The sequence below is a fragment of the Streptomyces sp. DSM 116793 genome, assembly GCF_057320905.1.
Genome location: NZ_CM170494.1, coordinates 7,488,971 through 7,502,983, shown reverse-complemented (window position 1 = coordinate 7,502,983; position 14,013 = coordinate 7,488,971). Strand labels below are relative to the sequence as shown.

General features: G+C 73.8%; 11 protein-coding genes. 6 read left to right on the top strand and 5 right to left on the bottom strand.

Annotated features, from left to right (window positions below; translation table 11 throughout):
* Positions 1-232 precede the first annotated feature (232 nt).
* Positions 233-1,153 carry a D-alanyl-D-alanine carboxypeptidase family protein gene (locus ACSMXW_RS29475; RefSeq protein WP_485800786.1) on the top strand — a complete coding sequence of 307 codons (921 nt, stop codon included), beginning with the start codon at positions 233-235 and terminating at the stop codon, positions 1,151-1,153.
* A gap of 86 nt (positions 1,154-1,239) precedes the next feature.
* A complete protein-coding gene (locus ACSMXW_RS29470; RefSeq protein WP_485800784.1) occupies positions 1,240-1,827 on the top strand; it encodes a DinB family protein in 588 nt (195 codons plus the stop codon).
* A gap of 1 nt (position 1,828) precedes the next feature.
* On the opposite strand, the gene ACSMXW_RS29465 is transcribed toward ACSMXW_RS29470, so the two are convergent.
* A complete protein-coding gene (locus ACSMXW_RS29465) occupies positions 1,829-2,380 on the bottom strand; it encodes a YkgB family protein (RefSeq protein ID WP_485800782.1) in 552 nt (183 codons plus the stop codon).
* 431 nt (positions 2,381-2,811) lie between these two features.
* On the opposite strand from ACSMXW_RS29465, the gene ACSMXW_RS29460 reads away from it, so the two are divergent.
* A complete protein-coding gene (locus ACSMXW_RS29460; RefSeq protein WP_485800780.1) occupies positions 2,812-6,564 on the top strand; it encodes an nSTAND1 domain-containing NTPase in 3,753 nt (1,250 codons plus the stop codon).
* A 90-nt stretch (positions 6,565-6,654) separates the two neighbouring features.
* Here ACSMXW_RS29460 and ACSMXW_RS29455 read toward each other — a convergent pair whose 3' ends face one another.
* Positions 6,655-8,016, bottom strand: coding sequence for a glycoside hydrolase family 16 protein (locus ACSMXW_RS29455; RefSeq protein ID WP_485800778.1), 1,362 nt, complete (start codon positions 8,014-8,016; stop codon positions 6,655-6,657).
* Positions 8,017-8,502: 486 nt separating this feature from the next.
* Here ACSMXW_RS29455 and ACSMXW_RS29450 point away from each other — a divergent pair, with 486 nt between their 5' ends.
* Positions 8,503-9,573: a Rieske 2Fe-2S domain-containing protein gene (locus ACSMXW_RS29450; protein ID WP_485808391.1), complete on the top strand. Its 1,071-nt coding sequence runs from the start codon at positions 8,503-8,505 to the stop codon at positions 9,571-9,573.
* A 177-nt stretch (positions 9,574-9,750) separates the two neighbouring features.
* Here ACSMXW_RS29450 and ACSMXW_RS29445 read toward each other — a convergent pair whose 3' ends face one another.
* A complete protein-coding gene (locus ACSMXW_RS29445; RefSeq protein WP_485800776.1) occupies positions 9,751-10,710 on the bottom strand; it encodes a zinc-binding dehydrogenase in 960 nt (319 codons plus the stop codon).
* A 298-nt stretch (positions 10,711-11,008) separates the two neighbouring features.
* Between ACSMXW_RS29445 and ACSMXW_RS29440 the strand changes: the two genes are divergently transcribed.
* Positions 11,009-11,662, top strand: coding sequence for a maleylpyruvate isomerase N-terminal domain-containing protein (locus ACSMXW_RS29440; RefSeq protein ID WP_485800774.1), 654 nt, complete (start codon positions 11,009-11,011; stop codon positions 11,660-11,662).
* A gap of 202 nt (positions 11,663-11,864) precedes the next feature.
* Positions 11,865-12,593, top strand: a complete 729-nt coding sequence (locus ACSMXW_RS29435) for a flavin reductase family protein (RefSeq protein ID WP_485800773.1) — start codon at positions 11,865-11,867, stop codon at positions 12,591-12,593.
* A 95-nt stretch (positions 12,594-12,688) separates the two neighbouring features.
* On the opposite strand, the gene ACSMXW_RS29430 is transcribed toward ACSMXW_RS29435, so the two are convergent.
* Both ACSMXW_RS29430 and ACSMXW_RS29425 read right to left on the bottom strand, forming a co-directional pair.
* Positions 12,689-13,369: an NADPH-dependent F420 reductase gene (locus ACSMXW_RS29430; protein WP_485800771.1), complete on the bottom strand. Its 681-nt coding sequence runs from the start codon at positions 13,367-13,369 to the stop codon at positions 12,689-12,691.
* Positions 13,370-13,552: 183 nt separating this feature from the next.
* On the bottom strand, positions 13,553-13,945 hold the full coding sequence (locus ACSMXW_RS29425; protein WP_485800769.1) for a hypothetical protein: 393 nt from the start codon (positions 13,943-13,945) through the stop codon (positions 13,553-13,555).
* Between the last annotated feature and the right edge of the window lie 68 nt (positions 13,946-14,013).

Genomic DNA, 14,013 nt, shown 5'->3' with positions numbered 1-14,013 from the left:
ATCCACCCCGGCCAAGGTGGGGGATGTGCGCGAGACCTCGCGCGTCCCCCATGGAGGTGCCTTGCTCATGTGCCCTGTTCGTGTTCCCGGCGTACCTGGCGCAGGCCGGACGGACCCGGCGCAGCGGCCGCCGTCGGAGGGCCGCGCGTGGCTCCCTCCCCGCCGGCCCGGAGACCGCACGCGTCGGCCGCGCACCGCTCTCCTCGTCACCGGCGGCCTGGCCCTGGTCGTCGTGGTCGCCCTCGCCGCCTTCAGCGGGATCACCTCCGGCAGTGGCCACCCGGGCACGGGCTCGGGCCCGGGCCCGGCGGGCGGCTCGGCCACCGCGCCCGCGGGGGGCTCCGCGGCGGCCTCGCTGCCCTGGCCCCGGGAGGGGCAGTCGAGCGTGCTGGTCGAGGGCCTCGGCGAGCGCGGCGAGCTCGGTACGAAGGGCAGGCAGACGCCGGTGCCGATCGCCAGCGTCGCCAAGGTGATGACCGCGTACGTGATCCTCCGCGATCACCCGCTGCGGGCGGGCGAGGCCGGCCCCGGCATCCTCGTCGACCAGGAGGCCGCCGACGCGTCCGTGTCGGGCGTGGAATCGACCGTCCCCGTCATCGAGGGCCGGCGGCTGAGCGAACGGCAGGTGCTGGAGCTGATGCTGATTCCCTCCGGCAACAACATCGCCCGGATGATGGCCCGTTGGGACGCCGGCACCGAGGAGGCGTTCGTCAGGAAGATGAACCGGGCCGCCCATGCCCTGCGCATGAACCACACCACCTACACCGGAGCCAGCGGCTTCGAGTCCACGACCACCAGCACCTCCGCCGACCAGCTCAAGCTGGCCCAGCGGGTGATGCGGAACGAGGTGTTCCGGTCCATCGTCGCCGAGCCCCGCGTCGAGAAGCCCGACGGGTCCGGTCCGCTGCCCAACACCAACACACTGCTGGGCACGGACGGCGTGATCGGCATCAAGACCGGCTCCAGCACCCCAGCCGGCGGCGCCCTCATGTGGGCGGCCACCGCACCCGACGGCAGCGGACACAAACGGCTGGTCCTCGGCGTCGTCCTCCACCAGCGCGCCGGCATCGACGCCGCGGAGGGACTTGCGGCCGGCATCGACCACAGCCGGGTACTGATCGAGGGCGTCCGACACTGGCTGTCGACGACCTGACCGGCAAGGCGGCGAGGCCTCGCCAAGGGCCGCGCTCCCCGCAGAAAAGGGGTGGACGGTGATCACGCGAACGGGACACTGGTTCGATGACTGAATCAGACGCGAAGGCAGATCTCCGTCGCTGTTTGCAGGATGCCCGTGACGCGCTGTTGTGGAAGCTGGAAGGCTTGTCGGAGTACGACATCCGCCGACCCATGACCCCGACGGGCACCAACCTGCTGGGGCTGGTCAAGCACCTGACCGGCGCCGAAGCGGCGTATTTCGGCGAGACCTTCGGTCGGCCGGTCGAGGCGCCGCCGCTCTGGATCGCCGGGGCCGCCGAGCCGAACACCGACCTGTGGGCGACCGCAGACGAGACGCGTGAACGGGTCGTCGGCGATTACCGCCGGGTGTGCGCTCACTCGGACGTGACGATCGAATCGCTCCCCCTCGACGCCGTCGGTCGGGTGCCGTGGGATCCACGGTCCGAGCTGCCACTCCGCCGGATTCTTGTCCACATGGTCGCCGAGACTCAGCGGCATGCCGGGCATGCCGACATCGTCCGTGAACTCATCGACGGGACCACAGGACAGCGGCCCGGGAGCGACAACGTGGCGCCCGGTGACTCGGCCTGGTGGGAAGAGCACCGAAGTCGACTGGAGCAGGTGGCCAAGGAGGCAGATTCGAGCTCGTAGATCACGCGGCGCCCGGCCCCGTCCGGTCCTCCCTTCCCGGGGACCGGAGGCGGTTCAGTTCGTTCTGGGAGAGGCGTAGCGAGGCACCCAGCGCGTCACCGAGCGTCCAGATGGCGACGCCCATCAGCACCACGTCCTTCATGAGGAACTGGCCCGGCTGCGCCGAGAGGACGGGCAGGCCGTGCGAGACGCTGTGGATCACGCCGGGAGAGGTGAAAAGGAAGCTGAGGGTGCCCAGGAAGAGGACGATGGACAGCAGGCTGCCCAGCACCGAGACCCTGGGCCACAGGGGCCGCACGGCCAGCAGCGCGGCGGCGACGATCTCCATGGTGCCCAGCAGGACCGCCACCGTCTTGACGTCGAACACGTCGTAGATCCAGCTCATCAACGGACTGTGCTCGATGAGGACCCGGCTGTCCATCTTGACGTACTTGCCCGCACCGAACCAGGCGAGCACGACGACGAGCCCGTACCGGCACACCAGCCGGCCCACCTGTGCCGCGCGTACGGCGACCTGCTGCTGAAGGGCCGTGGGGGCGGGGGGAGCAAGCAACGTGCAACTCCTTCGTGTCCGTGCGGGTCGCTCCCTGACGCACCGGGAGCGGAGGCGGCCGCGAGATGGCTGACGGCCTGTCAGCGAAATGCCCGCATCAGGGGATTGGCGCCCGGCCGGCGGGAGTTCTTACCGCACCCGGGCCGGCGCCTGTGCCGGGCGCGGCCCCTGTGCCGAGCGCGGCCCCTGTGCCGAGCGCGGCCCCTGTGCCGAGCGCGGCCCCTGTGCCGAGCGCGGCCCCTGTGCCGAGCGCGGCGCCTGTGCGGGGGCGCCGCCCCTGCCGTGGCCGCCCCGCACCCGCGACGCGCACCGGGCGCACGCCGGAGCCCACACGCCCGCCGAAGCCGCGGGCACTCTTGCCCGCCCGTCACACGCTCCCTATCCTGTGCGCCGCACAACTGGAGAACGGCGGCCGAGGAGAGTTGGCAGACATGGGGCGTCGGGAGACTCCGCTGGACCCGGACGCCGGGCCCGCCGCGCGGTTCGCGTACGAGCTGCGCGCCCTGCGGCAGGAGGCGGGCGGGCCCACCTACCGGCAGATGGCGGAGAAGGCCGGCTACTCGGTCAGCGCGCTCTCCCAGGCCGCCGCCGGCACCGCCCTTCCCTCGCTCGCCGTCGCGCTGGCCTACGTGCGCGCCTGCGGCGGGCTGGAGGAGGAGTGGGAGCGGCGCTGGCGCCGGGCCGCCGAGGAGGTGGCGGCGCTGCCGCGCAAGGACGACGCGGCCGGGTCGCCGTACCGCGGCCTCGCGCGGTTCGAGGTGGACGACGCCGCGCTGTTCTTCGGCCGGGACCGGCTCGTCAACGAGCTGGTCGGCACCACCCGCCGCCGGCGGTTCGCGGCGGTCTTCGGACCCTCGGGCAGCGGCAAGTCCTCCCTGCTGCGCGCCGGTCTCATCCCCCGGCTGCGCGGCACCGACGAGGAGGCCCCGCGGCCCGCCGCCGTACGCGTGCTGACACCCGGTGAGCATCCGATGCGCACCCACGGCGGGCGGCTGGCCGCCGTACCCGGCGCCGACGGCGACACCTGGCTCGTGGTCGACCAGTTCGAGGAGCTGTACACGCTCTGCACGGACCCGGGCGAACGGGCCGCCTTCATCGGCCGGCTCCTCACGGCATGCGACCCGGACAGCCGGCTGCGGGTGGTCGTCGCGGTGCGCGCCGACTTCCTGGGGCGCTGCACCGAGCACGCGGGCCTGACCGCCGCCCTGGGGAACGCCACCGTACTGACCGGTCCGATGAGCGGCGACGAGCTGCGCGAGGCGGTGGTGCGGCCGGCCGCCGCCGCGGGCCTGATCGTGGAGCGCTCGCTGACCGCCCGGATCGTCTCCGAGGTGGAGGGCGAGCCGGGCGCCCTGCCGCTGATGTCGCACGCCCTGCTGGAGACCTGGCGCCGCCGCAGGGGCCGGGCGCTCACCGAGGCCGCCTACGAGGCCGCGGGCGGCCTGCACGGTGCGATCGCCCGCACCGCCGAGGACGTCTACGGCCGGTTCACCGCGTCCGAGGCCGTCACCGCACGGCGCGTCCTGCTCCGGCTGGTCACGCCCGGCGACGGCACCCCCGACACCCGCCGCCCCGCCGACCGCGGCGAACTCGACCTCGGCGGGGAGGGGGACGGTGGCCGGGTCCTGGAGAGCCTGGTGCGGGCCCGACTGCTCGTCGCCGACGAGGACACCGTCGACCTGGCCCACGAGGCGCTCATCACCGCCTGGCCCCGGCTGCGCGGCTGGATCGACGCGGAACGCGACCGGCTGCGCCTGCACCGCCGGCTCAGCGAGGCCGCCCGGGCCTGGCGGGAGCTGGACCGCGACCCCTCCGCGCTGTACCGGGGCAGCAGGCTCACCGCCGCCGAGGACGCCTTCCCCGCGGCCGGCCGCGACCGTGACCTCACCGGGCCCGAGCGGGAGTTCCTCGCCGCCTCCGCGCGGCAGCGCCGCAGGGGCCTGCTGCTGCGCCGCTCGGTGACCGCGCTGGTGGCCGTGCTGGCGCTGATCGCCTCCGGGACGGCCGTCGTCGCGCTCCAGCAGCGCGCCACCGCCCGGGCCGAGCGCAACACCGCCGTCTTCAACCAGATCGGCACCGAGGCCGACCGGGTGCGCGACACCCAGTCCTCCCTCGCCGCACGCCTCGACCTCGCCGCCTACCGCATGCGGGACACCCCCGAGCTGCGGACCCGTCTGGCCGCGGACGCCGGGAAGCCGTTGTCCACCGCCCTGACCGGGCCGGCGGACATCGTCACCTCAGTGGCGTTCAGCCCCGACGGGCGCACCCTCGCCGCCACCGGCTACGACCGCCGGCTGCGGCTGTGGGACGTCAGCGACCCGGGCCGGCCCCGGCTGCTGCGTCAGGCGCCCACCGGGCACACGAAACACGTGGACGCGGTCGCGTTCAGCCCGGACGGGCGCACCCTGGCCACCGCCTCCGCGGACCGCACCGTGCGCTTGTGGGACGTCGGCCACCCGGACCGGCCACGGCTGCTCGGGGCCCCGCTCACCGGGCACCGGGACAACGTCAACACGGTGGTGTTCAGCCCCGACGGGCAGACCCTCGCCAGCGGGGGCGACGACGGCACCGTGCGGCTCTGGGACGTCCGCCACCCGGCCCGCGCACACCGGCTCGGCGCGCCGCTCACCGGCCACACCGACTTCGTCACCTCCCTGGCGTTCAGCCCGGACGGACACACCCTCGCCAGCACCGCCAACGACCACACCGTGCGCCTCTGGGACGTCCGCCACCCGGCCCGCGCACACCGGCTCGGCGCGCCGCTGAGGCAGCACACCGCGGCCGTGTGGTCGGTGGCGTTCAGTCCGGACGGACGCACGATGGCCACCGGCGGCTTCGACGAGACGGTGCGGCTCTGGGACGTCCACGACCCCGGCCGCACCCGGCAGCTCGGCGCACCGCTCACCGGGCACACCGCGGCCGTGTGGTCGGTGGCGTTCAGCCCGGACGGGCACACCCTCGCCAGCGGGGGCGCGGACGACACGGTGCGGCTGTGGAACGTGAACAACCCGGCCTACCCACTGCCGTTGTGCGCTCCGCTGACCGACCACACCAACGGGGTGTGGTCGGTGGCGTTCCACCGCGACGGGCACACCCTCGCAAGCGCCGGCTACGACCGGACGGTACGGGTGTGGCATGTGCCCGGCACCCTGCTGACCGGCTACACCAACCCCGTCAACGCGGTGGCGTTCGCACCCCGCGGGCAACTGCTGGCGACCGCGAGCAGCGACGACCACCTGGTGCGGCTGTGGCGGCGGACGGACACCGCCCGCCCGGTCCTGGCCGCCCGTCTGACCGGGCCCGGCGGCTCCGTGACGTCGGTGGCGTTCAGCCCGGACGGGCGGACGCTGGCCGCCGGCAGCGCCGACCGCAGCGTGCGGCTTTGGGACGTGCGCGACCCGGCACGCCCCCGGCGGCTCGGCGCGCCGCTCACCGGGGACGCCGCCGTCACCTCCGTCGCGTTCAGCCCGGACGGGCACACCCTCGCCGTCGGAGCGGAGGACGGCACCGCACGGCTGTGGAACGTCCGCGACCCGGCACGCGCGGCACCCCTGCGGGTGCTCACCGGCCACACCGCGGAGGTCACCTCCGTCGCGTTCAGCCCCGACGGCCGCACCCTCGCCACCGGCGCGGAGGACAACACGGTGCGGCTGTGGAGCGTGCGCGACCCGCGGCGTGCCGCACCGCTCGGCGCGCCGCTGGGCGGCCCCGACGACAGGGTGATGTCGGTGGCGTTCAGCCCGGACGGGCGGACGCTGGCCGCCGGCAGCGCCGACCGCACCGTGCGGCTGTGGCAGGTGCGCGACCCGGCGCACCCCGCACTCCTGCGGGTGCTCGACGGCCACACCGACGGAGTGCTCTCCGTCGTGTTCAGCCCGGACGGGCGCACCCTCGCCAGCGGCGGCAGCGACGACACCGTGCGCCTGTGGGACGTCCGCGACCCGGCGCGCGCCGCCGCCTGGGGCCGGCCGCTGACCGGCCATGTCGACAGCGTGACGTCGGTGGCGTTCAGCCCGGACGGCCGGATGCTCGCCAGCGGCAGCTACGACGTCACGGTCCGGCTGTGGCGGCTGGACCCCGACCCGGCGGTCCGGCGGGTCTGCGACACCACCACGGGTGTGCTCGGGCCACGGCAGTGGGAGCGGTATGTGCCGGGGGCCGCGTACCGGGCGCCCTGCGGGTGAGCGGCCGGGGGCGCACCGGCGGGGCCCGCGCGCACGGACGGGCCCCGGGTCCGCGGCGGTTCGCCGGGGACCCGGGGCCGCGGCGCCGGACTACTCCGCGTGCGCCGCGGAGGTGGCGGCCGCCGGGGTGGGCGGATAGACCCTCGCCCAGTCGACCTCGTAGACGGCGCTCTGCATGTCGCTGCCGAAGAAATTGTCGAGCTGGATGGTCTGGTGCATGGAGGGGGCGCACTGGATGCACTGGCGCTGGGAGTCGGCGCCGCCCGAGTAGTCGAACCACTGCACGCCGTCGACGTAGCCGCGTACGTGGGAGGCGTTCCACTCGATGGCGATGTTGTGCCACTGCGTCAGGTCCACGCCGCACTTCTGCGCGAACTCCTGCTGGACAGGCGCGTCGGCGTCCTGCGGGTAGTGGATGAACGACTCGGCGCAGTCCTCACCGGGGGCGCCGTTCTCCAGGTAGTCGTACTCGCCGTCCTCGGGCCAGCGGTCGGAGTCCGGCCACAGGATCAGCAGCGGGTGGTACTGCCGGCCGTTGTCGGAGCCGGTGGCGCGGGAGCGGACGCGAGCCTCCCAGCGCCCGTGCCTCTGGCCGAACTTGGAGGCGAGCCAGCCGGAGTCCCCGTCGCTGTCGCCGGTCTGGCGCAGCACGCCGCCCACCACACGGGAGTTCGCGTCGCACCGGCGGCCGTTGTCGGCGTGGCCCGGCCAGCACTTGTCCACGCCCCCGCCGGCGAGGTCCCACTTGGCCTGGTCCGGCACCGCGGGCGAGGACTCGGAGCCGTAGTCGAACTCGTCCGACCACTGCGACAGCGGCGCGCCCCAGCCGTAGCGCTCGGCGGCGGTGTCGCCGTCGCCGGTGGACGGCGGGTCCGCCGGCGGCTCGCCCGTGTCCCCGCCGAGCCGGTAGTCGCAGCCGCGGCCGGTCCACGTGGCGCCGGCGGCGCTCGTCCGCAGGTCGGTGACGACGTTGGCGCGCACAGCGCCCCGCGGGGCCGTGAAGGTGCCGGAGACGGTGGTGCCGGAGGCGCCGGACGAGCCGTTCACCGGCAGGCTCACCCAGGAGCCGTCCTGGTGCCCGAGGTAGCCGGAGTTGTCGCCGGACGGCGTGGCGTACCAGTCCACGTCGATGCGCACCCGAGCGGTCGTGCCGGCACCCGCCTGCACCGTGGTGTCGTACTGGAACCGCCACTGCTGGCCGCCCGAGACGGTCTGCTGCGGAAGGTAGAAGCTCGGGTCGGTGACCGGGTTGTCCGGCTGCTGGTAGGTGTCCGCGGTGCGGACCGGCTGCGAGCCCCGCAGCGTTCCCCACTGCGCCATGTCCTGGGGACAGGTGTTCGCCACCTCGGCCGGTGCGGCGTGGGCGGGTTCGCCCGTGACGGCCAGTCCGGCGGCGACTGTCGCCCCGGCGGCGATCGGCGCCAGCAGTCTGAGGCGCAATGGAACTTTCATGCTCATCCCTTCGCGAAGCGGTGTCGGCTGTGTCGGCTGCGTCGGCTGTGCCTGACATTGCCGTCGTGGCCGTCGTGGCCGTCGTGGCCGTCGTTGTTGCGGCGACAGCTGCGTCAGCCGGCCGGGCCGGGCCCCGGCCGGTGTGGCGTGACCGCGGTGAGCCCCCGTGGTGACGGCGCCCGGTATGCGCTCACCCCCGTCGGGCGCGTACCGGACGCCGGCCGCCGATGCCGCACCGCCAGCCCGCCGGAACCCAGTTCACCGGGCGCCGCATTGTTCAGCAGCCCGCTTCCACCACCGCGAACAACTCCGCCGCCGCCTCCGCGGCACCGGCGCCGGCACTGATACCGGCACCCACGCCCGCGCACCCGAACCCGGACCCGCACAGGCACCGCCGCATGCACTCGTTCGGGTGATATGCCAGCAAGAGGGATCTTCCGTGATGACTCGGGTATTTTCAGGTTGGTGACGCAGAAGGGTGAATACATGGGCTCGTCGCGCAAGTACTCCCGCTCCATCAGCGAAGGGCCGGCTCCATCGGACGTGGCGGGGGCACCCGGCCTGCCGTGCCCGAGCGGCTGGTCCGCCCTGGCCTTCTCCGACGAGCTCCGGCCGGGCACCGTCCTCACCCGGCCCCTCGCCGGCCAGGACGTGGTGCTGTACCGCCTGCGGTCGGGGGCGGTCCACGCCGTCCACCCGTTCTGTCCCCACCTGGGGGCGCACCTCGGGCTGGCGAAGGTGGAGGGGGACGAGTTGGTGTGCCCGTTCCACTTCTTCGCGTTCGGCCCCGACGGCGCGTGCGCGCGGACCGGGTACGGCACCCCGCCGCCGAAGGCCTCGCTGACCCCCCTCCCCGTGCAGGAGGCCAATGGCGCCGTGTTCGTCTGGCGGCACCACGACGGCCGGGAGCCGGACTGGTCGATCCCCCAGTGGCACTCCATCGGGCACCGCCCCGCCCGGCACAAGGCCTGGGAGCTGGCCGGTCACTCCCAGGAGGTGATCGAGAACTCCGTCGACCTCGGGCACTTCGCCACCCTGCACGGCTGGGCGAAGGCCGAGATGGGCGGCCCGGTCACCTACGACAAGGCCACGTTCCACGTCTCGATGCGGGCCCATGAACGGGCCCCGCTGCTCGGCGACTTCGTCGTGGAGGTGGAGGTCGACGGGTTCGGGCTCGCCTGCCTGCACGCGGACGTCCGCACCCCGCGCATCGGGCTGCACATGTGCACGATGGTCATGCCGACGGCGATCGCCCCCGGCCGCATGCAGTTCCGGCAGCTCAACCGCATCGCCTTCGCGGAGCCCCGCCGGCTGCCGGAACCGCTCGCGCGGTCACTGAGCCGGACGGCCGCCAGGCTGCTGGAGGGACCCATCTTCCGGTCGAGCTGCGCCTTCACCGCAGCCGACTTCCCCATCTGGCACCACAAGCGGTACCTCCAGCCACCCCGCCTGGCCCGCGGCGACGGCCCCATCGGCACCTTCCGCCACTGGGCGCGGCAGTTCTACCCCCCACGGGAGGAGGCGACCGACAAGGCCGTCGGTGACGCCCGCCGGTGAGGGGCGTTCCGGTGCCGGCGGACTCGGGTATCCGGATGTGCCGGCGGGCACGGGCATCCGCGAAGGCGGCGTGGCCGGTCTCCGGTGCGGGTTCGCCCTCCGGGAGGGACGGATCGGGGCGCCGGTCGTCGAGCCCTCACGACCGCCCGGGCCTCCCGGTGTCGGGCCGGGTCCGGGTCAGCCCCTGGGGCGGGTGACCAGGCGGCCCCGTACCTCGCCGCGGCGGAGCCGGTCCAGGCCCTCGTTGAGGTCGGCGAAGGGGATCTCCTCCACGATCGGGTCGATCCGGCCCTCCGCGATGAAGTCCAGCACCTGGCGGTACTCGTCCTTGCTGGCGCCGTACGAGCCGCGCAGCTCGACGCTCTTGCGGACGAGGGTGCCTTGGGAGAAGGTCGTCGTCCTGGTGCCGAGGCCGACCACGACCACCCGGCCGCGGCGGCGTACGGCGTCGATCGCGTCGGACGTCGTGGAGCCCACGCCCGCGAAGTCGACGACGGCGTCGGGCCGCAGGTCCGCGAGCGCGGAGAGATCGGTGAAGCACTCGCGGGCGCCCGCCTTGCGAGCGGCCTCGAAAGTGTCGGGGTTGATGTCCACGCCGTAGACCGTGGCCCCCGCTATCACGCCCGTGCGGACCCCGTTGAGGCCGAGGCCGCCCAGGCCGACGACGGCTATCACCTCGCCCGGCCTGACCCGTGCCTCGGTGCGGACCGCGTGGTAGGCGGTGACGACCGAGTCCGTGGCGACGGCCGCGTGCACCGTGGAGACGGCGTCGGGAACGGGGACGAGGGTGGAGGCGTGGGCCGTCAGGCGATCGGCGTAGCCGCCGTCGACGCCGATGCCCGGGGCGTACCGCGCCTGGACCTCCGGGTGCGCGATGATCGCGACGGCCACGCGATCCCCGATCGCGGTCCCTTCCACCCCCTCGCCGAGGGCGGAGACGGTCCCCGCGACCTCGTGGCCGAGGGTGAAGGGCGGCTGCCGGCTCGACTCGATGGTGCCGTCGATCATATGGACGTCCGAGTGGCACAGCCCGGCGACCTCGACGTCCACCACGACCCAGCCCGGCTCCGGTACCGGGTCCGGCAGTTCGGCACTCTGCAGCGGGGCACCCTTCGCCACGTACCGGAAGGCCTTCATCGCTCACTCCAAGCGTCAGTCGGGGCGGAACCGCGGCAGCTTACCGCCACGTGGCGCCACGTCGGACGCGGCGGCCCCGGCGGGTGGTGGCCGCGATCGGTCCCGGCCCGGAGCGGCCACCGCGCCCACCGGTGCGACGATCGGCAGGGCTGCTCCGGCGACCGGGGCCGCGCCCGCCTCACGAGACGGAGCCGCACGGCGCCCCGACCGGCGGCCCGGGAGAGGCCTCACTCCGCCCGGGGTCCGCGGGCCGGGAAATCGGTCGCCGCGGGGGACCGGGCGCTGCTAGCTTGCGGCCGTGGACCTCTTCTCACGCTCTTGGGCGGCGTTGCGCACGGCGGTCGCCGACCTCCCTGACGCGAACTTCGCGCGGCCGTCCGGCTGCGCCGGCTGGCTGGTGCGGGACCTGGTGTGCCACCTGATCATCGACGCCCAGGACGTCCTGATCACCCTCGCCACCCCCGCAGAAGCGGAACCGACCCGGGACGCGGTGACCTACTGGGACATCGTCGAAGCCCCGACCGGCGAGGACCCGCTCGACGCGCTGACCGTCCGCCTCGCCGCCGCGTACGAAGAGCCCTGGCTGCTCAAGTTCCACCTCGACGACGTCGGTTCCGCCGCCGGCCGCGCCGCCGGACTCGCGGACCCCGCGGCCCGGGTCGGCACCCGCGGCCAGGTGCTCACCGCGGGAGACTACCTCTCCGCATACGTCCTCGAGTGGACGCTGCACCACCTCGACCTGATCGCACACCTCCCGGCCGCGGTCGATCCGCCCGCCGAAGCGCTCGCCCAGTCACGGGAGTTGCTGGAGAAGCTCGCCGGTGCGGCGTTCCCCCCGTCGTTCTCCGACAAGGACGCGCTGCTGATCGGCACCGGCCGGCGCGCCCCGGCCGAAGCGGAGAAGGCCGAACTGGCCGAACTGGCCGCGAGCCTCCCGCTCGTCCTCGGCTGATCGCCCGCCGGAGCCCGCGCACCGCGCTCCACGGGCCGCACGCGTGCCCTCTGTGGACCCTCCCTTGCCCGGCAAGACGACCGGTCATATTATCGGCTGACAGGGTGTCTCTGACGCATCCGTCCCGATCGCCGGCCTCGTCCCTCCCCGGCGCTTCCGGGGCCCCTCTCACCCGACGCCACCGGCAAGCAGGGAACACACCGTGATCATCGACCCGGAAGAGCTCGACGCCGCAGCCAGTTACAAGCTCCTCATCGGCAGCGTCATCCCCCGCCCCATCGCCTGGATCAGCACCCTGTCCACCGCGGGTGTGCCCAACCTCGCGCCGATCTCCTTCTTCACCGTGGTGGGCCGCAAGCCGCCGATGGTGTCGCTGTCGATGCAGCCACGCTCGGACGGGGTGACGCCGAAGGACAGCTTCCGCAACATCAGGGACACCGGCCAGTTCGTGTCCAACATGGCCACCGTCCCCCAGGCGTACGAGATGCACCGCTCGGCCTTCGAGTTCGAGCCCGACGTGGACGAGTTCGACGCCGTCGGCCTGGAGCGCGAGCCCTCCGAGCGGGTGAAACCCGACCGCGTCAAGGGTGCCCCCATCGCCCTGGAATGCGAGGTCGAGCGGATCTTCGCGCTCCCCGAGGACATCGGCGGCATCGTGTGGGCGAAGGTCGTCCGCTTCTACGTGCGGGACGACGTCTACCTGCCCAACGGGCGCATCGACGTGGGCGCGCTGCATCCCGTGGGACGACTGGCCGCCGAGTACACGGCCGTGGACAACACCTTCGTGCCCCCGCTCGACGAGCGGACGGCGCGCGCCTTCTCCGAACGCCGCATGGCCCGCCTGGACGGGAAGGCGGACGACTTCTCCCCGATCGAGACCCGGGCCTGGTCGCCCTCGGGCTCCGTGCTCGACACCGGCACGGAGAGCTGACCCGTGCCCCGCGCCGGAGCCGCGTGCGCCGTGGGCGGCCCCGGGCCGGGACCGCCGACGGCGGAGGTCAGGGCCGGGACCGTCCACGGCGGAGGTCAGCGGGTGGCCGCGTCGAGCAGGGGGCGGATGGTCTCGGCGGGGGCGGGGACGGCCGCCACGTTCAGGAAGTCGGCGGCGCCGCCCGCGTACGGGAGGCCGTAGACGGGCGTGCCGGGCTGCGAGCGCCAGCTGTCGGCGAGAGTGCCGTAGGCCACCGCGTCGTATCCAAGCAGGTCGAGCAGCTCGGTGGCGTGCGCGACGGCCGCCGGGTCGTCGCCGGCGATGGGCAGCGCGGTCCGCTCCGGCGAGCCCTTCGGGCGGGCGAGCGCGGCCAGGTGTTTGAAGAAGATGTTGTTGAACGCCTTCACCACGTGGGACTGGGGCAGGTGCCCCTGGAGGAGCTGGCTCTCGGTGGTGCTGCCGTCCTTGAGCGCGGCGATCTCACCGTCACGCTCCGGGTAGTAGTTGCCGGTGTCGATGACCGTCTTCCCCACCAGCGGCCCGGCCGGGACCTGGTCGAACGCCTTGAGGGGGATGGTGACCACGACCCAGTCGCCCGCCTCCGCGGCCGCCTCCGGGGTCCCCGCGCCAGCCCGCGGGCCGAGCTCGGTCACCAGGTCTTCCAGGGTCTGGGGCCCGCGCGAATTGCTGAGCACCACGTCGAGGCCGGCGTCCACGGCGAGCCGCGCAAGAGTGCTGCCGATGAGTCCGCTGCCGATGAGTCCAAGAGTTGCCATAGGTGGTACAACCGCGCGTTTCCCTGTGTATTCCAGGCACGGCAATGGTCCGGTAAAGGAGAACGCGGGACCGAGCTTGAGATGTGTGCCCGGTGGGTCCTGTATGGACCTGTCACAGCACGTGGTGGCTTCCGGCCGAGCGCTCCCGTGCGCTGTGCAGGTATCCCTTCGCCAAGCCATCGATCACGGCCAGTGACCGTTGGGCGTGCCGGGCCGGGCGGGTGCGTCAGGGACGGCGCCGGTCGCACGGCCGGGAGGCCGGGCGACCGGCACGCGGATGCCTCCGTGCGGGGTAGGTCCGGGTCCGGTCCCGGAACCCGCCCGCCGTGCTCGCACCGCGGCCCGAAGGGCCCATCCCACGCCGAAGGCCCCCAGTGCCACCACCGGCACGGCGGTGAGGGCGATACCGGACCACACCACGGCGAGGTCCATGGCCTTGGTGGGCGTCCGCTCGAAGTTGGTCATCGGTCCCCAGGTGTAGTAGCCCCAGACCATGATCAGCTGTGCACCCGCAGCGCGGATCACCGCGTGCAGAGCGCCGGGAGCGGTGCCACCGAGCAGGAGCACGATCACCACGTACGGGACGTAACCGGAGGCGAACCGGCTGGCGTCCGTGACGTGCAGTCCGTCGCCGTCCCCGGCGA

What these genes read in the sequence shown, in the direction of transcription:
- ACSMXW_RS29470 (WP_485800784.1), top strand. Translation starts at nt 1,240, where the DNA reads ATGACTGAATCAGACGCGAAGGCAGATCTCCGTCGCTGTTTGCAGGAT.
- ACSMXW_RS29460 (WP_485800780.1), top strand. Translation starts at nt 2,812, where the DNA reads ATGGGGCGTCGGGAGACTCCGCTGGACCCGGACGCCGGGCCCGCCGCG.
- ACSMXW_RS29455 (WP_485800778.1), bottom strand. Translation starts at nt 8,016, where the DNA reads ATGAAAGTTCCATTGCGCCTCAGACTGCTGGCGCCGATCGCCGCCGGG.
- ACSMXW_RS29450 (WP_485808391.1), top strand. Translation starts at nt 8,503, where the DNA reads ATGGGCTCGTCGCGCAAGTACTCCCGCTCCATCAGCGAAGGGCCGGCT.
- ACSMXW_RS29445 (WP_485800776.1), bottom strand. Translation starts at nt 10,710, where the DNA reads ATGAAGGCCTTCCGGTACGTGGCGAAGGGTGCCCCGCTGCAGAGTGCC.
- ACSMXW_RS29430 (WP_485800771.1), bottom strand. Translation starts at nt 13,369, where the DNA reads ATGGCAACTCTTGGACTCATCGGCAGCGGACTCATCGGCAGCACTCTT.